A 21,059-nucleotide genomic window follows, 5' to 3' on the forward strand; every position below is an offset into this window, starting at 1 on the left:
TGGCTTATTTTGCAAGGTGTTTCTGATAGTAAGCGTAAAGGTGATCTGGTCCGGCACCGCGTCTGTGTTTTAAGTAGATCATCCAGAAATGATACTGCAAACGCCAAATACCTGTTTTTTCATAACGGCGACAAGAGGTAGTCAAGGTTTTTTGAATTACTGTAAACTCTCCCCGTTCGTATAAGGCGGCTATAAGCATATTGTCTTCAAAGATCCTGTACGATTCGTCAAAGCCACCAATACTTTCGAACAGTTCGCGACTTATAAATTGACTTTGATCTCCCCCGCGACAGATCTTCCAATTAAAGCGAGTAAACCAGCCCGCAAGGCGCAACCACCAATGCGAAGAATTGAACTGCATTCTAAAACAGCCGGCGCGATTGCCTTTTGCTATTTGTTCCAAGATCAATGCGTCAAAACCTACCGGAGGAAAACTATCTGCATGTAAAAAGTAGAAGATCTCACCCTTTGCCCAGCGAGCACCGGTATTCATTTGCGCTGCTCTTCCTGTGGTTTGAGACTGGATCCATTCTACCCGAAACTCCGGATGTAACCCTTTATACCTGTCAAACTCCAGTTTGCTGTTATCGACACTGCCTCCATCGACTACTAAGATCTCCGCTTGCAACGGAAAACTCATGTGCTGATACAAATGCTGCAGTAGGGTAAAGAGGTGTTCCTCTTCATTCAGCACAGGGATGATAATGCTTAATCTGGGCTTATTGCTGTTCATTGAGCGACCAATCGTATTCTAAAAATTGCAGCTCGGTTTCTGGAGCGATCTTTACCTCACTGTAGTTATTTATGAATTCTTTGACGCTACCCACTCCATAGACTAAATAGTCTTTGGCGTACCAGTTGAACAGCTGGGATACTTTGGCCTCGTTACTGCTAATCTGATTGCGTTCAGAATTGATGAACTCCGCAGTAACACGTTCTAACTGTTCATCTATACGAGCAGCGGTAAAAGCTTCATTGAGCAATTTTGGGCAGGAGAAAGAAGCGCAGTTTATAGCAAAGTGTATGCGCGGCTCATTCATCTTTCTAAGCAAACTGTTTTCAATACCTCCCAAGCTGAGCTTTTTATCACCTACGGGCACAAAGGCTTTTGTCCAAGGTCCGTCCAGATCTTTTATGCTCTTTGTAGGATAATTATCGACTATGAGTTTAATGGTATAGGCATTATACAGATTGATGTAATAGGCCAGTTGTTCCTGTACAGACCAAGTGTCATCTGGAACAAAGGTGGATAGGTAATTGCAATAGGTATTGAGCAAATGGCTGTCTTTCTTAAAGCCTTCGTAATCGACAAATCCGGCTTCGTCCACGTGTTTTTTAAGCAATTCTGTCCAATTGCCGTGGTAGAGGTTTTGGGAGGATTGCACTGGGGCTGCTGTCAAGTTTGCCGGCGCTTTTTTGGCCGATAGTCCTTGTTTGCTCAGCCCCGCAGCGCTTAATAGTCCACAGGATTGAAAGCTCATGACCAAAAGGCCAAGCGTGGTAATTTTTAAAAGTAGGCGGGCAAATCTCATGGGGTTCTATTTAGCAGCATCCGCCGCCGTCGTAATGCCAAGTAGACTCGCTAATAAAAATATCGTCTCTACCTAAGGCTGCTAAATTTCCAGCAGTCTTATCACAAACGGCTATGGGTTGATTTTTAAGTAGGATATGTCCTTGTTTGTCGTCTAGATAATCTTCTTCTCCAAAATAGATGGCAGCTTTCCCGGTAAAGACACAAGGGCCATCCGCAGGCATTGGGTCCTTAATGGCTGCAACTTCTATACTCTCTATGTAGATGAGTTCGTCTGTTGGATAGTTCTTCGGATCCAAAATGCGATACGGTTTGCGCGCTCTTATTTCAATAGTTCCAAAACCTGCATCCGTGAGGGCTTTGACATAGTCGGCAATGGGCAAACTTCCGCTCAAGCAGAGCGCTCTTAGGCGCTCGTCATTGCGCAGGGTATCGTTCATGGGTTGCTCACAAGTAGGGTCACTCATCACCAAGCGGCCGTGTGGTTTTAGCACCCGATACATTTCTGCAATAGCCTTTTTAAGGTCTTCTTCTTTAAAGATGTTGAATAGGCAATTCTGAGCGGCCACATCTACACTGTTATCTTCTAGTGGTAAATTCATAGCATCGCCTTTGCGCAATTCTACGAACTCACTTTTGAACCACGGATTCTGCGCTTCTGCTTCGACAAAATTCTTTTTAGAGGCTTCTAGCATTTCGTCTACCACATCGACACCAACTACGCCTCCTTTCTGACGCGAAAAATAACTGAACTGCAAAAGTTCCATTCCGCCTCCAACACCTACATAAAGGATCTTCGGATTGTTAACCAGATCACGGGCATGAACGGTGCTTCCACAACCGTAGTTCATTTCTTGCATGATCTTGGGGATCTTAAGTCCCGGCAACTCCCAAATGGGATTGGTAGTACAGCATAGCCCAACATCAGGGGTTAAGGCTGCTTCTTTATATACATCGTGGGTGGTGTCTAAATAACTCATATCCGTTTTGATTAGAACCGAGCTCGGTTCATTTTATGTCGATTATATTATTATATCCTTACTAAAGGATCGTTTTCTTTTAGAGTGTTTCAATTAGGCCTTTAAATAAGGCTATCATGTCTGGTTCGGCTTTCTCTGCCATGGCAATGATATCTGGAATATCTACTGGCTGTAAATTGTCCGGATCGCATTCATCGGTTAGTACAGAAACAGCAATGACCGGCAATCGCAAGTGATTAGCGACGATCACCTCTGGCACAGTACTCATTCCAACAGCGTCGGCACCAATAATCTTTAAATAACGATACTCGGCGCGGGTTTCCAATTGAGGGCCAACCACACTGGCATAAACGCCTTTGTGCAGTTGAATTCCACTTTGCTTGGCTAGCGATTCCAGGGTATTGTTCATGCCCTTGTCATAAGGGGCAGCCATATCTACAAAACGATCGCCCAATTGATCAACTCCGTTAAAGGCCAGGGGAGATCCGCCCTGCAAATTGATATGGTCGTCAATAAGCATTAATTCTCCCTTTTTAAAGTTGAGGTTAATGGCTCCTGCGGCATTGGAAACCAATAGTCTTTTGATTCCTAGAGCATGCATGATCCGAACGCCATAGGTTACATCTTGCAAGGTGTAGCCCTCATAAACGTGAAAGCGTCCTTGCATAACAATGACCTTTTTGCCGGCTAGTTTTCCGTAAAGCAGCTTCCCTTTGTGAAAGGCAACAGTAGCTGTAGGGAAATTGGGAATAAGATTGTAAGACACCTCGGCCTCTATAGCTATATGCTCCGGAAGTCGTTCCAAGCCTGTACCTAAAATGATCCCGATCTCTGGGTTTTCGAAACCTTTGGTCTTTAAAAATTTTGTGGTCTCTTCTATCAAATTGATCATAGCAAATGTTTTGGTATAAAGGGTTTGAATTCTGGCTTGTCTTTTATGTCCTCAAAATAATCAATATCGTTGCGAACAGGCAATTTTCCCAGTTTTTTCTCCCCCAGATCGCTTAAGGTGTCTCTATAAACGGTGTCTGTGCCCCATTTTTTGTTTTTAAAGAGCTGCGGAAGCATTTTGGTCAGGCCCAAAAAATAGTAGCCTCCGTCTTGGGCAGGGCCTAAGACCACCTCGTGATCTTGTAGCATTTCCAAGCCTCTTATCAGATCTTCAGATCGCAGATCGAACAGATCACTGCCTATCACCGCAACGCGAGAATAACCTTTGCTAAAGAGCAGTTCAAAAGCTGCTTGCATCTTCTGACCCAGATCTCCTGAGACCTGCACTTCTTTTTTAAATATTGTGTCGTTCCAGCGATCGTCTCTATGGAGCTGCTCCGAATAGAACACATACCGATCAAACGCCAGTTCTTCTGTAATAGCAACCGTGTGGTCTAGCAAGAATTTATAGACCTCTAAGGCATTGGCATCGCCAATGGTAGCGGCTAAACGGGTCTTACACTTTCCGAGTTCCGGATTACGCGTGAATATGATTAAAGCTGCATCAGTCATGAACAGGAATTCCACGAGTTAACCATCGGCCCCAATCCGGACCGTAAACATGAACTTTCCCTGTGGGCTGACCGTTTCTGTCGTAAACTATGAAGTCTGCGTTCTTCCACGATAAGATGCCTCCTTTCAGATTATAGACATTTTGGAATCCTTTTTTAAGCAGTATTTCGCCTATATCTTCGGACCGAACCCCAACGGTACAATACACGATGATCTTGTCTGCCTGCTCCAAGGTTTGCCGCGGAAGCTCGTCCGCATCAAAATCGTCATAACCCACAAATACAGCTTGAGGTAAATGGCTAGTCTCGAATTCTTCTATCTCTCGAGCGTCTAGAAAAATTACCTTTTCGTCTGTGCTCCACGCTGCAGCGGCCTCTTGAGCCGTAATATAAGGCACAGAGCTTTTGTTGTATTTATCCAAAAGGGCATCCCAGTCTTGTTGCGCAAAAACTACAGGACCAATAGCGAGCAAGAATAAGATCAGTATATTTTTCATTAGGCAACAGTTCCCTGACAACTACTCCCGGCGCCTGCAGTACATCCGTAGCAATGCTGAGAGATCACAATGTTTCTATTCTGAAGCAGATCTTCGTTGTACTCAGAGATATGCTTCACTTTCGAATTGACCGGCAGGCCTAACATCTGATTAAAATCACAATCGTAAAGATAACCGTCCCAACTTACCGAAAGCGTGTTGGTGCACATCACATTGGCCACCGCTGCAGGATTAAAGGCATCGACCAATTGGTACATATAATCTTCGTAATTCTCAGAGGCGATCAGATAGTCCAAAAAGCGAGAGATAGGCAGATTAGTTATGGCAAAGAGGTTGTGAAATTGTATGCCAAAGTCTTCTAGCAAGGCCTTTTTAAAATCCTTTTCCATACTTGCCTGATCTCCCGGCAAAAAAGCACCAGAAGGGTTATAGACCAAGTCCAGGCGCAAAGAACTATCGGGCATTCCGTAGCCTCTGTCATTGAGTTCTTGCAGGGCTTTTATGGATTTGTCAAAAACTCCATCTCCACGCTGCTTATCGGTTTTTCCACGGGTCCAGTGAGGCATGGAAGAAACTACGTGTATGTTGTGTTTTTTAAAGAAATCCGGTAGGTCGTAATACTTTTTATTGGCGCGGATAATGGTCAAGTTAGAACGCACTATAAAATCCTTGATCCCTGCTTTAGCAGCTTCTTCTACAAACCATCTGAAGTCTGGATTCATCTCCGGAGCTCCGCCGGTCAGATCTAAGGTGTGAGCTCCGGTATTTCGAATCACCTCTAAACACTGTTGCATGGTCTCACGCGTCATGATCTCCTTTCGGTCTGGTCCGGCATCTACGTGACAGTGCTCGCAGACCTGATTGCACATATAACCTACATTGATCTGAAGAATCTCCAATTTATTGGGGCGCAATGGGAATTGCCCCACTGTCTTTATTTTTTCGGCAAAGGTGGGCAGTTCTCCATCGGCAAAGATTCCGTTGGACAAAAGTTCCAATTGCCTTTGGGCATTGGCCAATTCACTTTCGCGTTTCTTTAAGGATTTTGTTGCCATAAAGGGTAAGCTACATGCTTAGTTTATTGTATTTGTTCATCATTTGAACACCGTGGACCAAAGTGGCTCCGCTCTCAATGGCAGCTCCAGCATGCACAGCTTCCATCATTTCTTCTTTGGTAATGCCTCTTTGCAATCCGTCTTTGGTGTATGCGTCTATGCAATACGGACATTTGACCACATGACTAACTGCTAAGGCAATTAGTGATTTTTCACGTGCCGTAAGGGCTCCCTCTTCAAATACCTTTCCGTAGTAATCGAAGAATTTAGTGCCCAGTTCTTCACTCCATTCGGTGATCTTTCCAAATTTGCGCAGATCGGCCGGATCGTAATATGAATTTGCCATAATGTCTATTTATAAGATATACGAGATTTAGCTCGCTCTGGTTCTGTAATTTGTAAAGATACAAAGGTAGTCTCGCTATTTGGCACTCCCTTACGCCTGTGGGCTGTCTTTTTTTGTTTTTTTCTGCGGATGCGAATCAGTCAAAAGTATAAGTGAGTCCACTGCTGAGTCTGTATTGTGAGTTGGGTATGCCCAAAGCCGGAAACGCATCGTAAATAAAAACATAGGTGGTGTTGAATCTAATATTCTCATATATGGTAAATACCAAACTGGTCTCGCTAGACACCCGATGATCTCGCCACTTGTCTACCTGCGGTTGATAGTAAGTCGTGCTCACTATACTAATATTGTCTGTCGGATACAGACTAAAGGACAAATAAGAACTCAGTCTAAAATCTTTTTGCGTCGGGGTCACTCCGTCTGCAACCTCTTCGTATTCGAACATCAGCAAACTCCCCAAGTAGAACTTGTACTTTTCAGAGGTGGTGAGTTTATAGCGCATCCCGCTTCCGGCCAAACCTCTAAAATCAATTTTGGCAACTCGGTTGTATTGTCCTTGTACAAAGGCTTCCCATGCCCAGCGGTCTGCAAATCTGTTGTTGTAGCGAAAATGCTGAATGCCGCTGTTAAAGAAATCTTCGTTGTCCACCTTTTGAAAAACGATCTGGTTCTTAACCAAGAATAAATGCTTGTTCTTCTTGTATTGCAAGTGAATATCAGATCCTAGGCTTATCTGTTCCGTAACGTTTCGCGCTAAAGAAAAATTCACGGTAGCAGATCCGGACCAACCAGAAGTATCGGTCACCTTTCGCAGGGATTCCGCATTTAGAATTTGAGCTTGTGCGCTGAAACAGCACAACAAGATCAAGAATGGCAGCTTTTTCATTTTGATGTTTGGTTTACTGCCAAAGTACTAAATTCCTCTCTTTAGTGCGGTAGTTTATCTCTGAGGAGTCCGTAAACGAAGGTTCCGGCTATACCGCTCAAGATAACTATGATCAGGCTTAAATACCCACTGCCTAACAAGGTGAACATAGGGCCTGGGCATGCGCCTGCAAGCGCCCATCCTAAGCCAAAGAAAATACCACCTAAGATATAGCTGTATTTGCGTTTCTCTTTGTCGGCAAAGGTGATGGGGTTACCGTTGTAGCCTTTTAGTTTTTTTCTTTTAATGATCTGAACCACAATTACACCCAGGCCAACTGCTGTGCCAATTATCCCGTACATGTGAAAGGACTCAAAATGGAACATTTCAAATATTCGGAACCATGAAGCTGCTTCCGATTTGAATAAGGTGATCCCCAATAAGATCCCTACTACTAAGAAATAAAGACTGCGCATATTAGAAAAGTATTGGGAAAATTAAGTGAATCATAGTGAGGCCTCCAATAAAGAAACCGATCACTGCTAAAAGTGAGGGGAGTTGTAAATTGCTCAGCCCAGAAATTGCGTGTCCGGAGGTACATCCACCGGCATAGCGGGCTCCAAAGCCTACCAAGAAACCGCCCAAGATCAAGAAAAGTAGGGCTTTAGGTTCCGTCAAGGCGTCCATTCCAAATAAAAATTCGGGCAGGTAAGCTTCTTGTGCATCAGTGATGCCATACTGGTTGAGCAGCGCTGCGGTATCGTCAGAAACTGCCACGGCAGTATCCTTACTAAGCAGATTGGCGCCTATGAATCCGCCAATTATGGTACCTACCATTACCCAGAGGTTCCAGCGCTGTTCTTTCCAGTTAAAATTGAAAAATGAGGCTCTCTTGTTGGCGCCACACATGGTGCAGAGGGTTCTAAAATTCCCAGAAACGCCAAAACTCTTGTTTCCCCATAAAAGAAGGGCCATGACCCCGGTGATCAAAATACCCGAAATGTACCAAGGCCATGGTTCCAAAAATGCATTCATATCCATACAGATTTTTACAAAATTAATTCCTGTGTCGGAAGCCGAAAGTAACTTAGGTTACACTTCTGCTCCTCGCATCATTTTGTTCCAGTAAAGATAAGGTAAGCCATACTTTTTGAGCATCCACAAACGCCAGTGCTCTTTAGCGCTGTCAAAGACCAACATTTGCTTGAGTTTTGGGTCTGGGATAAAGTTTCCGTCATAGTCGAACTCGGCTAAAACCATTTTGCCGTAACCTGTCACTAAAGGGCATGAGGAGTAGCCGTTGTAGCTTTTTTGACTCTCTTGCTGCTTGTTTAACAAGCGTAAAACACGGTCTACCACGACTGGAACCTGCTTTCTAATTGCCGCTCCTGTTTTTGCGGTTGGTAGACCAGCTGCATCTCCCAAGCCAAAGATATTGTCAAAGCGCTTGTGCTGTAGGGTGAACTGATCTACCTCTAGCCACCCGGCATCGTTTGCAAGAACTGAATCTTTGATGAATTTAGGCGCGGTCTGAGGTGGAGCCAAATGCAAAAAGTCAAACGGCATGCTAACCAGCTGCTCGTCCAGCTGTTTTTCGCTCAGAATATTGTTAGGGTCTACTTGTGGTTTTTCACCTTGACCAACGCGTTTAAAGATGATCTCTTTTTTAGCCACATCTATTTTGTGCGGCGCATAAAAGGGTTTAAAGTGAATTCCGTATTTGTCGATCACCTTCTCTAAGGTCTCTCGAATAGGTTTCACCCCAAAGATCACTGAGCCCGGCGTAGCGAAAACCACATTGGTCTTATCCAACAGTCCTTGCTTTCTCAGATAGTCAGAAGACATATAGGCTGTTTTCTGTGGTGCTCCACCACATTTTATAGGGGTAGCCGGTTGGGTGAAAACTGCGTTTCCTCCCTTGAATTTTTTAAGCTGTTCCCAAACGTATTTGGGATCGGTATAGTTACTACATGCAAGACCGGCATCAAAGGCTTCTTGTAATCCTTCAATAAGGCTATTGTCCATTACAAGACCTGGAGCTACAATGAGATAGTCGTAACTAATGTCTCCGGATTCTTTAGTGCTCACTGTGTTTTTCTCCGGAGAGAAAGTAGTCGCATAGTCGCGTATCCAACTGCTCCCTTTAGGGATTACAGATGACATTGGTCTTTTGGTCTTCTCATAATCGTAGGTCCCTGCTCCAACCAAGGTCCAAGCCGGTTGGTAGTAGTGAAACTCTGCAGGTTCAATAATGGCAATGTCGAGGTTCTTATCCTTGCGCAGAAGTTGCGCTGCTGTCATGATCCCGGCAGTTCCTCCGCCAATGATCACAATTTGATGGTGTGTACTCATTGCGTAATGTTTAGTTAGTTGTTCTAGGGTCTACGGCGAGCTGTTGGCTGTCCGTTCGAGTTCATTTTTTTAGTTAGCCCGGAGCCGAAGCTCCGGGCTTGCAACAACTAAAAAAACTACAAGAGTGTGGTAGGGCAGACATAGTCTGTGCTAGGCACAGTTGTCTCCTTAATGGCTGCAAAACCACCTTGTACATCGGTAATTTGATCCCAACCTCTTTGTTTGAGCATAGAAGAAGCGATCATGCTTCTGTATCCTCCAGCACAGTGTAACACTAAGGCTTTGTCCTTTGGAATTTCTGCGAGATGTTGGTTCAGTTCGTTAAGCGGAACATTGGTCGCCCCGATAACGTGTTGCGAGTCATACTCGCTCTTTTTGCGTACATCAAAAAGCAAAACAGCGTCTTCTTTCACCATGGCTGCTAGCGTCTCAGCGCTAATGCGGTTCACAGTGTCAATTTCTTTGTCCGAAGTTCTCCAGGCATCAAAACCACCTTTTAAGAACCCGATTACGCCGTCATATCCCACTCGAGAAAGACGCGTAATGGCCTCTTCTTCTTTTCCAGGTTCGGTGATCAATAAGATCTCCTGTTGCACACTGGGGATCAATTCTCCAACCCATTGGGCAAAGTTTCCGTTAAGGCCAATATTGATACTGTTCGGAATAAAGCCTTGTGCAAATATTTCAGGATCACGCACATCGAGCATCAAAGCGCCAGTTTCATTGGCAGCAGCCTCAAAGGCCTCTGGGCTCAATGGTTGCTGAGCGCGCTGCATTACGGTATCTAAAGATTCGTAACCCTTAATGTTCATCAATACATTTTGCGGGAAGTAGCTCGGTGGTGCAGTAAGTCCTGTAAGCAATTCGTCAATGAATTCTTCCTTGCTCATGTCTGCTCTCAAGGCGTAATTCACTTTTTTCTGATTACCTAAAGTGTCTGTGGTTTCTTTACTCATCATTTTCCCACAAGCCGATCCTGCTCCGTGATTTGGATAAACGATCAGGTGATCTGGCAAGGTCATGATCTTGTTGCGCAAAGAATCGAAAAGATGACCGGCTAGCTTTTCCTCGGTTAAGTCAGAAACTACATGCTGAGCCAGATCGGGTCGGCCTACATCGCCAATAAATAAGGTGTCTCCGGTTATAATGCCGTGCATTTCACCATGCTGATCAATAAGCAAATAGGTGGTGCTCTCCATGGTATGACCAGGAGTATGGATCACTTTAACTGTATAGCGTCCAATTTTAAACTCTTGTCCGTCTGTTGCGATAAGAGCGTCATAGCTAGGCTTGGCTAAAGGGCCAAATACGATCTGTGCGCCTGTAGCTTTTTTAAGATCCAAGTGCCCGCTAACAAAGTCGGCGTGAAAGTGCGTTTCAAAAACGTACTTGATCTTCGCGTTGTCTTTTTGGGCTCTATCTAAGTAAGGCCCTACTTCGCGTAAAGGGTCAAAAATTGCAGCTTCGCCCTGATCTTCCAAATAATAGGCAGCGTGGGCCAAGCATCCGGTATATATTTGTTCTATTCGCATCGTATTGAACGTTTTAAAAGTTTGTTAGTTCAAAAGTACGTTGCGGAATATTCTTAAAAAGTGACGAATGTTACATTTGCCCCAGTTTTTGGGTAAAAAATCTATTCCAACCGCATATCCCGTCAAAAACCACCGTTTCACTTCGCTTTTCAATTTAACCGTAGCGCTGCTATGGCTTAAATTTCCAAAGCTGTGGTTTTTCTTGCGCTTTGCGGTTTCATTAACGAAGTTTTACTCAAAAACTCGGGCTTGCCGTTTTTGATAAAAAATCATAAAAAACGCATAAAATCGAGTGAAATGAGCCAGATTTAAGCCGAAAGTTCCATAAAAATGATGTAAACGGCCATAAGTAAGACAAACCAGCCGAAGGCTTTTTTGAGTTTTTTGCCTTCAATGAATCCGCCTATCCAGATACCTAAGAATATCCCAACTACAGAGATAGCAGTAAAGGGTAGTAAGAAGCCCCAATCGATCTCCAAATTCTCTACATCCCCTATAAAACCGATCAAAGATTTAATGGCAATGATAAGCAGTGAGGTGGCTACTGCTTTTTTCATGGGTAATTTTGCCAGCAAGACCAAAGCAGGAATGATCAGAAATCCACCGCCGGCGCCAACAAGACCTGTCAATACACCTACAGCTAATCCTTCTACCAATATCAAAGGGTAGTTGTATTTTACTTCTGTGGCTTCCTCTTGTTTTTGCTTCTTGTTGCTGATCATAGAAAAAGAGGCCAGCAGCATAATAAAGGCAAAGAAGATCATGATGGCAATATCCTTGGTCACCACAAAATCACTTATGGTGGCCAACTCTTCTGGTATTGCTGGTATAATGTATTTACGGGTAGCGTAGACCGCGGCAAAGGCTGGAATAGCAAAAACTATGGCCGTTCTAAAGTCAACCAGCCCTTTTTGTATGTTGCGCAAGGCACCAACCAAAGCAGAGACACCTACTACAAATAAAGAATATGCCGTTGCTATTACAGGGTTGTATCCTAATAGATATACCATTACAGGTACTGTGAGTATCGATCCGCCACCGCCAATAAGGCCTAAAACCAATCCTATAACAAGGGCGCCGAGATAACCTAAAATTTCCAAGATCTCCATATTTGATTACAGCGGCAAATTTAGTTTGGTGTAAAGTGGTAAACGGTAACTCAGGTCACACATGGTCTTAAAGAAGGGTGATATGACTGCGATGTAGCGCAATGCGCTTTTCGTTTTCTAGTTTTTTGAGAATTCTAGAGATCACTACTCTAGAGGTATGTAGCTCTTGGGCGATTTCTTTATGGGTGTTGCGCACATCCTTACTGCCTGTTATTTGCGATTTTTCTGCCAGTAATTTCATAACTCGATCTTCCAAATTCATAAAGGCAATGGAGTCAATGGCGTCTAACATCTCCATAAGTCTGTCGTGATAGCTGTCCATTACAAAGCCGCGCCAGCTCTTGTATTTGCCCAGCCAGCTCTCCATGTGCTGAACAGGTACCATTATGAGTTGGGTATCGGTTTCTGTGACCGCTTTGATCTCGCTTTTTGTAAAGCCCATGCAGCAGCTCAAGGTCATGGCACAAGTATCACCTTTTTCTAAAAAGTAGAGCAGCAGTTCGTCTCCGTCCTGATCTTCTCGCATGATCTTAATGGCTCCTTTTAATAAAAGCGGCATCGATTTTACGTATTGGCCAAAATCCATCAATACGGTATCTGCCGGGACGTTCTTAAAAACACCAACGGCTGCTATCTCTTGCAGGAGTTCGCGTTCGAACTGCCCGCCGTACAAATCAATGAGTAATTCTTCCATAGTTGCATTGACTAAAATACGGGCTTTGTGGAATTTAATTCCTATCGGGGTGGTGGGTTATTGAGCGATGTTTTCGAAGAAAACCAAACATCCTGAGGAGGTTTGAGCAAAATACCTGCGAGAGCGGTAAGCCTGATTTGATTTTTTTGGACGCTCCCTTCACTTCGTTCAGGTCGGGCTATCCGCTATATCTTTCTGCAAGGCAGAAAGGATGCCGCTGCTATCCCTAGCGCGGGGAGTTTATTGTTCAGATAAATCCCCGCGCTGGCGCGAAGCTCCAGCTTCGTGCTGAAAAAACCAGGATTCATTTGCTAGCGCAAATGTTCCTTCGTTTCCCCAAGTGAAATTAGAAAACCACGCTGGCTGCGCCAGCTTGTTCTTTATTCCTCGGCCCCTTAGAAAAGCCTGACGGCTTTCCACGTGGCCTCGAAATAAAAAACCCATGCTAACTGCATGGGTTTTCTGAGTTAAGTGGAAAATCCAGGATTCATTTACTTCGTAAATGCTCCTGTCGTCCCTCTATTGCAAATGCAAAAAGCATACCTCCAGGGCTCATTCGTTGTCACGAATGTTCCTTCGTTTCCCCAAGTGAAATTAGAAAACCACGCTGGCTGCGCCAGCTTGTTCTTTATTCCGCGGCCACTTAGAAAAGCCTTGCGGCTTTTCACGAGGCCTCGAAATAAAAAACCCATGCAAACTGCATGGGTTTTCTGAGTTAAGTGGTACCTCCAGGAATCGAACCAGGGACACACGGATTTTCAGTCCGTTGCTCTACCAACTGAGCTAAGGTACCGTCCAGACCGTTTAAGGAGTTAACCTTGGCGGGCTGCGCCCTCCGAAGCTGCCCACAAGGGTAGCGAAGGAGGGGGCAAATATAATCCTTATTTGGTTTACACAAAACATAAAGTTAAAAAAATTGGAGAAAACGGCTTGCCGTTTTTAGCATGGGATTAACAGTTGGTTCTGTATCAGAATTGTACATTTACCGCCATTAGTCCTCACAATGAATCTTATTGTAGACATAGGCAACACCAGAACCAAGTTTGCGGTTTTTAAAGACGGCATCCTGCAGGAGCTCAAATACAGCGAAGCAGGAACAGAATCCCAACAGTTAGAGCAGCTATTGGAGCAGTATCCGCAGTTAGAAAAAGCCATACTCTCTGCTACTGGTCATATCCCTGATGCACTTTACAACGGTCTCAATCAGGCCTTGGCGCTTATTCCCCTGAGTCATCGTTTGCTGCTGCCTTTTAAGAATTTGTACGCCACGCCAGAGACGTTGGGCTTAGACAGAATTGCCTTAGTTGCCGCGGCAGCCAAGCATTTTCCAGGGCAGAATTGCTTAGTTATTGACGCCGGTACCTGCGTGACCTTCGATCTTTTAGAAGCAGATGGCAGTTATCGCGGAGGAGCTATTTCTCCCGGGTTAAGGATGCGTTATGAGGCCATGCATCACTTCACGGCCAATTTGCCTTTATTAGATCCGCAGCAAATCGAAAGCTACCAGGGAGACTCCACAGCCAACGCCATGCACGCGGGTGCATTTAGAGGCCTAATTCACGAATTGAACGGGGCAATAGACGAGACTAAAGCTCGCTTTGACGATTTAACAGTGATTTTAACAGGAGGAGATGCTCAAATCTTGCGAGATCACTTAAAAAATGGCATATTTGCCAACTCAAATTTTTTGTTGGAAGGTCTTGACTTCCTTCTCGAATTGAATGCTTTACATGAATAGATGCTTAGTATTGGCAGTTTGTTTGCTGCTTAGCTTGAGTGCAGTTGCACAAAATAACACCGCTTCTCCTTATTCTTTTGGTGGATTGGGACTTATTAAGTTCCGCGGAACAGTAGACCTTGAATCCATGGGAGGGATGAGTGTTTTTTCAGATAGCATTCACGCCAATGTTATGAACCCGGCCACTTATGCCAACCTGCGATACACCAATTATTCGGTTGGGGGTCAGTTCAACAGTACCAACTTAGAAGAAAGTGGTGCCAAAGAAAAGACACAGATCACTTCTTTAGATTACGTGATCGTTGGGATTCCAGCCGGGCGTTTTGGTGCCAGTTTTGGATTGTACCCTTACAGTGCAGTAGGTTATGATCTGGAAAACAGCGCAGATGGTCAGCTAACTCGATTTACAGGTACCGGAGGTCTGACCAAAGTATACCTAGGGCTTGGATACAACCTATTTGACGGCTTGAACATAGGGCTTGAAGCCCAATACAACTTTGGAAACATTAGAAACCAAGGGCTTTTTAACGACGACGATATTCAGTTCGGTACGCAAGAAGTTAACCGTTCAGATATCTCAGGACTCAATTTTGTCTTGGGAGCACATTATACCAAGGCCTTATCAGAAAAGCTAGAACTACAAGCTAGTATGACCTACACACCAAGTAGCGATCTAACGGTGTCGAACTTTAGAGAGATCGCAACGGTATTGGTAACAGAGACCGGGGGTATCGGAGGTGCAGAGATCACCGAAGTTACTGTGCAGGACTCTGAGATAGAATTTCCAAGTCGCTTGAGTTTTGGACTTGGAATGGGAGAAAAGAACAAGTGGTTCGTTGGAGGAGAATACATCAGCCAGGGGACCAGCGTTTTGACCAACAGAAGTTTTGACCTACCGAATATCACTTACGAAGATGCTACCAAGGTTCGCTTGGGAGGTTTCTACGTGCCAAAATACAATTCACTTACAAGTTACTGGAGCCGAATCACTTATCGTGCTGGAGTGCGCTTTGAGGATACAGGAATCGTAGTTTCTGGAGAATCCATTAATGAGTTTGGCATGTCTTTTGGATTAGGGTTCCCAGTTGGACGTCGCATTTCGAATATAAACCTCGGAGTAGAGCTTGGAAGACGCGGAACTACCGATCTTCAATTGGTCCAGGAAAATTTCGTAAATGTGTTTATTAGCTTATCTTTGAACGATAAGTGGTTCATTAAGAGAAAATATGATTAACCAGAGAAATAAAAGAGCGATGAAAACAAGATTAACTGTGGCGCTTGTAGCGTTACTAACTATGAGTAGCTTGAGCGTAAACGCACAGCTAAGTGCAGAGGAATGCGCCACTACTGGATCCGTATTTTACGAAAGTGCCAAAGTAGGAAACTACGATGCCGCTTACGAGCCTTTTATGCAATTGCGTAAGGATTGCCCAAAATGGAGTTTGGCCCTTTATCAATTAGGTGAAAAGCTTCTTAAGGATCGTATCAAAAAAGGAGTCAATAAGACTGCGGATGTAAACGATCTGATGAAATTGTACGAAGAGCGTATGATGCATTTCCCATCTAAGACCAAAAAAGGTGATGTAATGGGAGACATCGCACAACTTAAGTACGACAATAAAATGGGCTCTACTATGGAGCAGTTCAAGGCTTTCGATGCTGCACAAAAAGCAGATCCGGATAACTTTACCTCTCCAAAGCAATTGTACATCTACTTCAACCTGGCAACAGATCTAGTAGATGCAAACCAAATGCCTTTGGAAGATTACTTTGAACTATATGACCTTTTGATCTCTAAGATCGAAGGTAAAGAAAGTGATATGGCTAAGATCATTTCTACGCTAAGCGAGAAAGAAGAAGCAGGAACTATCACTTCTAAAGAGTCTAAAAAGCTAAATGCTGCGAGTAAGAACTCTGATAGCTACGGAAAGATCAAAGGATCTATCAACACCCTATTAGGACAGCGTGCAGATTGTGAGAACCTTGTGCCACTATATGAGAAGCAATTCGAAGAGCGCAAAGGAGATATCAAATGGGTACGCGTTGCAGCTGGTCGTTTGAGTGCCAAGGACTGTAATGACGGAGATATCTTCTTCCGTTTGGTACAGCAGCTGCACAACTTGGAGCCTTCTGCAAAGTCAGCCTTCTACCTTGGAAAGCTTGCTGAGAAAGACGGTAACAACTCTCAAGCCTTAGACTATTACAACCAGTCTGCGGAGCTAGAGACCAATCCGAGTGACCAGGCTAAGGTGTACTATCAGATCGCTGAGAACTTCCGTAAGAAGGGAAGCTTCGGACAAGCGAGAAGCTACTACAATAAGGCTTTAGATGTTAAGCCATCTATGGGAATCTGCTACTTGCGAATCGCTAAGATGTATGCAGACAGCGCTAACAACTGTGGTACAGATGTATTCTCTAAGCGTGCGGTATACTGGAAAGCTGCAGAAATGGCTCGCAAAGCCGGACGTGTAGACGGTTCATTGGCCGGAACAGCAAATGCAACTGCATCTTCTTACCAAGGACGTGCGCCGAGCAAGCAAGATATCTTTACCAGCGGTCGTGCAGGAGAGACCATCTCTTTCGGATGCTGGATGGGCGGATCTGTTAAAGTTCCTAGTCTATAAGGATGTCTTTGAAAAATAAAAACTTAAGAGGCGTGATCGCAGTTTTGGCTGTGATCGCGCTTTTTTCATGTCAGGAAGACTTCGATAAGGTCAGAAACATAAATCTGGCCAGTGATGATCCGGTAGGTATAGGAGAGAACGCCAATGCCATTCATACCGATTCTGGCATGGTGGTGGCCAACTTATTGGCTCCAAAATTCTTAGATTTTAGCAACCGCAGTTTTTCGTATTCGGAGTTTCCAGAAGGCGTGACCGTCTACTTTTACGAAGACGACAAAAAGAGCACCATCACGGCAGACTACGCCATTCGCTATGATCAGACAGGGCTAGTAGATCTAAGGGGCAATGTGGTGCTAATTACCTCAGACAGCACCCAGCTATTGGCAGATCAGGTCTATTGGGATCAGAACGACAATTGGATCTTCTCAGACCGCCCGTATCGCATTAAATTCAACGACGGTTCTTATAACGACGGTAGTAGTTTTGATTCTAACAAAGATTTCACGACCTTTCTATCACGTAAGAACACAGGCGTACAACTTATAGAGAACGAAAACCCGCAAACAGACGATGGGATCTAAACTTTTTCAGCTTTTTGAATATGTATACTTGGCCATGGCCGCTTTCTCCATTTATTTGGTGATCGCCAATTGGGAGGTCGACAGAGGTCGTGCCTATCTTTTTGCCATGTTCGCTGTAGTGGCTGTGTTTATGTTCTTCTTCAGACGCAAGTTCAGGCGTAAGATGGAAGATCACAAGCGCAATCAATAATGGAGATCACCCTACTGATTATTCTGGTTTCGATCTTGCTTTCGGCTTTCTTTTCCGGAATGGAGATCGCTTATATCTCATCCAACAAAATTCATATTGAGATAGAGAAGAAGCAGAACGACCTCATGGCCGGTCTGCTCAAACGTATTACCAAAAGACCTTCTAAATTCATCGCTACCATGTTGGTAGGCAATAATATTGCCTTGGTGATCTATGGTTTTTATATGGGCGATCTGTTGATGGAATTCGTACCTATAGAAGAGAATGGCTTAAGGCTTCTGTTGCATACCTTAATGTCTACCATTGTGATCTTGATCACTGCGGAGTTTTTACCAAAAGTGTTCTTCCAGGTGTATGCCAATACCTTTGTCAAGCTTTTTGCCTTGCCAGCCTATATCTTTTATTTGCTCTTTTCGGTGATCTCTGAATTTGTCATTTGGATCTCTGACCTGGTCTTAAAATACATCTTTAGGACAGAGGGCGATGCCGTTCAGTTGAGTTTTTCTAAGACCGAGTTGGGAAATTATATCTCGGAGCAAATGGAGATCGCTCACGAAGATGACGACATAGACACCGAGATACAGATATTTCAGAATGCCTTGGATTTTTCTGAAGTAAAATCTAGAGAGGTCATGGTTCCGCGTACGGAAATGGAAGCGGTAGATATCAGCACCGCTACGGCCGATCTTAGAGAAACATTTATCAATACGGGCTTTTCCAAGATCCTGATCTATAAGGAGAACATAGACAATATAGTCGGCTATGTGCATTCCTTTGATCTGTTTAAAAAGCCGCAGAATATTAAAAAAGTACTGATGCCGGTGGTCTTTGTTCCAGAGACCATGTTAGTCAAAGATGTGCTTAATATCCTCACTAAAAAGCGCAAAAGTATAGCCGTGGTCTTGGACGAATACGGAGGAACTTCTGGTATGATGACCGTGGAAGATATTGTAGAGGAGCTCTTTGGAGAGATCCAAGACGAACACGACAGTGACGATCTGCACGAGGAAGTACTCACAGAAGACCACTACAGATTCTCTGCCCGTTTAGAGGTGGATTATATAAACGAAACCCACAAATTGGGCTTGCCAGAGCACGACGATTACGAAACCCTAGGGGGCATGATCGTCTACTTCACCGAGGGAATTCCGCAGCAGGGAGACAGCCTGCAAATAGAGCAGTTCAAGGTAGATATCTTAGAGGTGTCCAATACCAAAATAGAACTGGTCGAAATCAAACGTTTACAAGAAGACTAAATTTTGGTCAAAAAGCCGTGAATTTTAGGGATTCATACTTTTATTAATCGACCAAAAACAGTACTTTCGCACCCTATAAATTTTCGAGTAAAATGGCAATTTTAAATAGTATTCGTAAACGAGGTATCTTTTTGATCATCATTATCGCGATGGCCTTGTTTGCATTTGTGATCTCTGGTATCATTGACAATGGCGGTCTTAAAGGAGGCGGAGTAGAGAGCAACGTCGCTACTGTAAACGGAACAGATATAGACCGTGTGGCATTCAACAACCTTGTAGAGGCGCAGTCCAGACAATACGGAGGAGCTGCCAGTCAGTCTCAGGTTCGCAATATCGTTTGGGAGCAGCAGGTTCGCAAAGCCATCTTAGAAGGCAAGTTAGAAGACTTAGGTTTTACTGCGGAGGCTAACTTTACCAAAAAAGCCCTAACCGATGCTTTTCAAAACCAACCAGATTTCTTCAACGAGGCTGGAGTTTTTGATTATGCCAAACTAGAAGAACACATCAGATTCCAAAAAGAAAATGACCTGACCTACGCCCAGTGGCTAGCCACAGAGAACGAGGTAGTTTCTCAGGCGCTACAACAGGCTTATTTGAATATGGTTCAAGGAAGTGCTAGCCCATCTGCAATTGACGGAAAATGGGAGTATCACCTAGAGAACGACAAGGTAGATATCCAATACGTGCAGATTCCTTACGGAAGCATTCCAGACGACCAAGCTGTAGTAACAGACGCTGAGATCGAAGCATATATGCGCGATCACCAAGAGCGTTTTACTGTAGATCCACGTGTAGATGTACAATATGTTCTGTTTGCCGGTAATGCATCCGCAGCAGACGAACTAGCAACTACTCAAGAAATCAACGACATTATCAACGACACCATTAACGGTTTAGCAACAACGACAGACCTAGCCGCTTTGGTGAACAGTCAATCTGAGATTCCTTATAGCGATCGTTTCTTGTTCAAAGGACAAGTGCCTGCTAGCATCGCAGATTCTATCTTTAGCCGAAACGAAGGTGATATTTACGGACCGTACAAGGAGCGTGGATATATTATGGCTACTCGTATTGAAGCTAAGCGCATGTTGCCAGATTCAGTTAAAGCACGTCACATTTTGATTCCTGTTGGTACTAACCCAACAGACAACGTGTTGCGTTCTGAAGCTCAGGCCAAAACAACCGCAGACAGCTTATTGACAGTACTTAGAGCAGATCGTTCTAAGTTCGAAGAATTGGTTTCTGCATTCAGTTCAGATCAAGGTTCTATCGAGCGTGGGGGACTTTATGACTGGTATCCGTACAACCGTATGGTTCCTGCCTTCCGCGATTTCACTTTTGAAGAAGAAGTTGGAAGCTTAGGTGTAGTTAAATCTGATTTTGGCTATCACATTATCGAGGTGTTAGATCAGAAGAATCCACAAGAAGCTGTGAAACTAGCTACTGTAGCCAAGTCATTGCGCGCTTCTCAAGAGACTATCAATAACCTCTTTACCGATGCTACTACTTTCCAATTGGCTGCAGAAAAAGGCGATTTTGCCGCTGTTGCACAAGAGGGAGCTTACGGAGTGCGTCCGGTAAATGCAGTGGGTGAGCTAGACGAGAACATCTCTGGACTAGGACCACAACGTACCTTGGTGAATTGGGCCTTTAACGAAGAAACTGCTGTTGGAGACATTAAGCGTTTTGACGTTGGCGACGGTTTTGCTGTTGTACAATTGGTTCGCAGAAATCTAGAAAAGGCTTTGATGAGCAATGCAGAAGGTTCTGCCATTGTAACTCCTATCTTGCGCAAGCAGAAAAAAGCTAAAATGATCCGCGAGCAATTGAGTGGTTCTACCCTAGAAGAGATCGCTCAAAGCCAATCACAAACCGTTCAAACGGCGCAGGCTATAAACAGAAAGTCTCCAACTATTGCTGGAGCTGCCACAGAACCTAAAGTAGTAGGAGCGGCCTTTGGTCTAAAGCCAGGAGAAGTTTCTGGTCCTATAGATGGTAACAACGGAGTTTACGTAGTGCGTCTAACGGCTAAGAACATTGCTCCTGAGCTAGAAGATTACAGTGCTTTTGTTGCAAGAGCGCGTCAGGCTCAAGGTACAAGTGATGCTGTAAACGCTTACAACGCTCTTAAGAAAGCTGCGGATATTGAAGATAACCGCGCTACTTTCTACTAGTAGAAAAACATATTTATAAAAAAACCCTGAGGC

At 44.2% G+C, this 21,059-nt stretch carries 22 protein-coding genes and 1 tRNA gene; 7 read left to right on the forward strand and 16 right to left on the reverse strand.

All coding sequences use genetic code 11. The annotated features are described in order from the left end of the window. Window positions 1-4 precede the first annotated feature (4 nt). The 16 genes from BTO09_RS08615 to BTO09_RS08695 all read right to left on the reverse strand — a co-directional run bounded on the left by BTO09_RS08615 (window position 5) and on the right by BTO09_RS08695 (window position 13,256). Window positions 5-733: a TIGR04283 family arsenosugar biosynthesis glycosyltransferase gene (locus tag BTO09_RS08615; protein WP_087524382.1), complete on the reverse strand. Its 729-nt coding sequence runs from the start codon at window positions 731-733 to the stop codon at window positions 5-7. Further along, window positions 720-1,532 carry a DUF547 domain-containing protein gene (locus tag BTO09_RS08620; protein WP_087524383.1) on the reverse strand — a complete coding sequence of 271 codons (813 nt, stop codon included), beginning with the start codon at window positions 1,530-1,532 and terminating at the stop codon, window positions 720-722. The genes BTO09_RS08615 and BTO09_RS08620 overlap by 14 nt, the downstream gene beginning before the upstream one ends. Before the next feature lie 10 nt (window positions 1,533-1,542). After that, a complete protein-coding gene (gene arsM / locus BTO09_RS08625) occupies window positions 1,543-2,511 on the reverse strand; it encodes an arsenosugar biosynthesis arsenite methyltransferase ArsM (RefSeq protein ID WP_087524384.1) in 969 nt (322 codons plus the stop codon). A 79-nt stretch (window positions 2,512-2,590) separates the two neighbouring features. Further along, complete coding sequence (locus tag BTO09_RS08630; RefSeq protein ID WP_087524385.1) at window positions 2,591-3,403, reverse strand: purine-nucleoside phosphorylase; 813 nt, start codon at window positions 3,401-3,403, stop codon at window positions 2,591-2,593. Then, a complete protein-coding gene (locus tag BTO09_RS08635) occupies window positions 3,400-4,029 on the reverse strand; it encodes a TIGR04282 family arsenosugar biosynthesis glycosyltransferase (protein ID WP_232454941.1) in 630 nt (209 codons plus the stop codon). The genes BTO09_RS08630 and BTO09_RS08635 overlap by 4 nt, the downstream gene beginning before the upstream one ends. After that, a complete protein-coding gene (locus tag BTO09_RS08640; protein ID WP_087524387.1) occupies window positions 4,007-4,510 on the reverse strand; it encodes a rhodanese-like domain-containing protein in 504 nt (167 codons plus the stop codon). Before BTO09_RS08640 ends, BTO09_RS08635 begins: the two co-directional genes overlap by 23 nt. Further along, window positions 4,510-5,565, reverse strand: a complete 1,056-nt coding sequence (gene arsS, locus BTO09_RS08645) for an arsenosugar biosynthesis radical SAM (seleno)protein ArsS (RefSeq protein ID WP_087524388.1) — start codon at window positions 5,563-5,565, stop codon at window positions 4,510-4,512. The genes BTO09_RS08640 and arsS overlap by 1 nt, the downstream gene beginning before the upstream one ends. Before the next feature lie 10 nt (window positions 5,566-5,575). Next, window positions 5,576-5,911, reverse strand: a complete 336-nt coding sequence (locus BTO09_RS08650) for an arsenosugar biosynthesis-associated peroxidase-like protein (protein ID WP_087524389.1) — start codon at window positions 5,909-5,911, stop codon at window positions 5,576-5,578. A 136-nt stretch (window positions 5,912-6,047) separates the two neighbouring features. Then, a complete protein-coding gene (locus tag BTO09_RS08655; protein ID WP_087524390.1) occupies window positions 6,048-6,797 on the reverse strand; it encodes a DUF481 domain-containing protein in 750 nt (249 codons plus the stop codon). 41 nt (window positions 6,798-6,838) lie between these two features. Beyond that, window positions 6,839-7,252, reverse strand: coding sequence for a DUF6691 family protein (locus BTO09_RS08660; protein ID WP_087524391.1), 414 nt, complete (start codon window positions 7,250-7,252; stop codon window positions 6,839-6,841). Window position 7,253: 1 nt separating this feature from the next. Continuing rightward, a complete protein-coding gene (locus BTO09_RS08665; RefSeq protein WP_087525531.1) occupies window positions 7,254-7,811 on the reverse strand; it encodes a YeeE/YedE family protein in 558 nt (185 codons plus the stop codon). Window positions 7,812-7,868: 57 nt separating this feature from the next. Beyond that, window positions 7,869-9,128, reverse strand: coding sequence for an FAD/NAD(P)-binding oxidoreductase (locus BTO09_RS08670; protein WP_087524392.1), 1,260 nt, complete (start codon window positions 9,126-9,128; stop codon window positions 7,869-7,871). Between the two features lie 116 nt (window positions 9,129-9,244). Further along, window positions 9,245-10,660, reverse strand: coding sequence for a rhodanese-like domain-containing protein (locus BTO09_RS08675; protein ID WP_087524393.1), 1,416 nt, complete (start codon window positions 10,658-10,660; stop codon window positions 9,245-9,247). Window positions 10,661-10,968: 308 nt separating this feature from the next. Continuing rightward, window positions 10,969-11,769: a sulfite exporter TauE/SafE family protein gene (locus BTO09_RS08680; RefSeq protein ID WP_087524394.1), complete on the reverse strand. Its 801-nt coding sequence runs from the start codon at window positions 11,767-11,769 to the stop codon at window positions 10,969-10,971. 67 nt (window positions 11,770-11,836) lie between these two features. Beyond that, a complete protein-coding gene (locus BTO09_RS08685; protein ID WP_087524395.1) occupies window positions 11,837-12,463 on the reverse strand; it encodes a Crp/Fnr family transcriptional regulator in 627 nt (208 codons plus the stop codon). Window positions 12,464-13,183: 720 nt separating this feature from the next. Further along, window positions 13,184-13,256, reverse strand: a tRNA-Phe gene (locus BTO09_RS08695). A gap of 210 nt (window positions 13,257-13,466) precedes the next feature. Here BTO09_RS08695 and BTO09_RS08700 point away from each other — a divergent pair. The 7 genes from BTO09_RS08700 to BTO09_RS08730 all read left to right on the forward strand — a co-directional run bounded on the left by BTO09_RS08700 (window position 13,467) and on the right by BTO09_RS08730 (window position 21,026). After that, entirely contained in the window at window positions 13,467-14,201 is a 735-nt protein-coding gene (locus BTO09_RS08700; protein ID WP_087524397.1) for a type III pantothenate kinase, read from the forward strand. Next, window positions 14,194-15,435, forward strand: a complete 1,242-nt coding sequence (locus BTO09_RS08705) for a hypothetical protein (RefSeq protein WP_157663472.1) — start codon at window positions 14,194-14,196, stop codon at window positions 15,433-15,435. Before BTO09_RS08700 ends, BTO09_RS08705 begins: the two co-directional genes overlap by 8 nt. A gap of 19 nt (window positions 15,436-15,454) precedes the next feature. After that, the gene (locus tag BTO09_RS08710; RefSeq protein WP_087525532.1) at window positions 15,455-16,825 is read left to right on the forward strand and encodes a hypothetical protein; all 1,371 of its coding nucleotides are present in this window, start codon (window positions 15,455-15,457) and stop codon (window positions 16,823-16,825) included. Window positions 16,826-16,857: 32 nt separating this feature from the next. After that, window positions 16,858-17,406 (forward strand): LPS export ABC transporter periplasmic protein LptC, encoded by a 549-nt coding sequence (gene lptC / locus BTO09_RS08715; protein ID WP_232454942.1) that lies wholly within the window; start codon window positions 16,858-16,860, stop codon window positions 17,404-17,406. Then, window positions 17,396-17,596 (forward strand): hypothetical protein, encoded by a 201-nt coding sequence (locus tag BTO09_RS08720; RefSeq protein ID WP_087524400.1) that lies wholly within the window; start codon window positions 17,396-17,398, stop codon window positions 17,594-17,596. The genes lptC and BTO09_RS08720 overlap by 11 nt, the downstream gene beginning before the upstream one ends. After that, window positions 17,596-18,852, forward strand: a complete 1,257-nt coding sequence (locus BTO09_RS08725; RefSeq protein WP_087524401.1) for a hemolysin family protein — start codon at window positions 17,596-17,598, stop codon at window positions 18,850-18,852. Before BTO09_RS08720 ends, BTO09_RS08725 begins: the two co-directional genes overlap by 1 nt. Before the next feature lie 92 nt (window positions 18,853-18,944). Continuing rightward, entirely contained in the window at window positions 18,945-21,026 is a 2,082-nt protein-coding gene (locus BTO09_RS08730; protein ID WP_087524402.1) for a peptidylprolyl isomerase, read from the forward strand. Window positions 21,027-21,059: the final 33 nt, after the last annotated feature.

The organism is Gilvibacter sp. SZ-19 (assembly GCF_002163875.1).
GTDB lineage: Bacteria > Bacteroidota > Bacteroidia > Flavobacteriales > Flavobacteriaceae > Gilvibacter.

Coding starts and splice junctions, on each gene's coding strand:
- BTO09_RS08615 (WP_087524382.1), bottom strand. CDS start 733: ATGAACAGCAATAAGCCCAGATTAAGCATTATCATCCCTGTGCTGAAT.
- BTO09_RS08620 (WP_087524383.1), bottom strand. CDS start 1,532: ATGAGATTTGCCCGCCTACTTTTAAAAATTACCACGCTTGGCCTTTTG.
- arsM (WP_087524384.1), bottom strand. CDS start 2,511: ATGAGTTATTTAGACACCACCCACGATGTATATAAAGAAGCAGCCTTA.
- BTO09_RS08630 (WP_087524385.1), bottom strand. CDS start 3,403: ATGATCAATTTGATAGAAGAGACCACAAAATTTTTAAAGACCAAAGGT.
- BTO09_RS08640 (WP_087524387.1), bottom strand. CDS start 4,510: ATGAAAAATATACTGATCTTATTCTTGCTCGCTATTGGTCCTGTAGTT.
- arsS (WP_087524388.1), bottom strand. CDS start 5,565: ATGGCAACAAAATCCTTAAAGAAACGCGAAAGTGAATTGGCCAATGCC.
- BTO09_RS08650 (WP_087524389.1), bottom strand. CDS start 5,911: ATGGCAAATTCATATTACGATCCGGCCGATCTGCGCAAATTTGGAAAG.
- BTO09_RS08655 (WP_087524390.1), bottom strand. CDS start 6,797: ATGAAAAAGCTGCCATTCTTGATCTTGTTGTGCTGTTTCAGCGCACAA.
- BTO09_RS08660 (WP_087524391.1), bottom strand. CDS start 7,252: ATGCGCAGTCTTTATTTCTTAGTAGTAGGGATCTTATTGGGGATCACC.
- BTO09_RS08665 (WP_087525531.1), bottom strand. CDS start 7,811: ATGAATGCATTTTTGGAACCATGGCCTTGGTACATTTCGGGTATTTTG.
- BTO09_RS08670 (WP_087524392.1), bottom strand. CDS start 9,128: ATGAGTACACACCATCAAATTGTGATCATTGGCGGAGGAACTGCCGGG.
- BTO09_RS08675 (WP_087524393.1), bottom strand. CDS start 10,660: ATGCGAATAGAACAAATATATACCGGATGCTTGGCCCACGCTGCCTAT.
- BTO09_RS08680 (WP_087524394.1), bottom strand. CDS start 11,769: ATGGAGATCTTGGAAATTTTAGGTTATCTCGGCGCCCTTGTTATAGGA.
- BTO09_RS08685 (WP_087524395.1), bottom strand. CDS start 12,463: ATGGAAGAATTACTCATTGATTTGTACGGCGGGCAGTTCGAACGCGAA.
- BTO09_RS08700 (WP_087524397.1), top strand. CDS start 13,467: ATGAATCTTATTGTAGACATAGGCAACACCAGAACCAAGTTTGCGGTT.
- BTO09_RS08705 (WP_157663472.1), top strand. CDS start 14,194: ATGAATAGATGCTTAGTATTGGCAGTTTGTTTGCTGCTTAGCTTGAGT.
- BTO09_RS08710 (WP_087525532.1), top strand. CDS start 15,455: ATGAAAACAAGATTAACTGTGGCGCTTGTAGCGTTACTAACTATGAGT.
- BTO09_RS08720 (WP_087524400.1), top strand. CDS start 17,396: ATGGGATCTAAACTTTTTCAGCTTTTTGAATATGTATACTTGGCCATG.
- BTO09_RS08725 (WP_087524401.1), top strand. CDS start 17,596: ATGGAGATCACCCTACTGATTATTCTGGTTTCGATCTTGCTTTCGGCT.
- BTO09_RS08730 (WP_087524402.1), top strand. CDS start 18,945: ATGGCAATTTTAAATAGTATTCGTAAACGAGGTATCTTTTTGATCATC.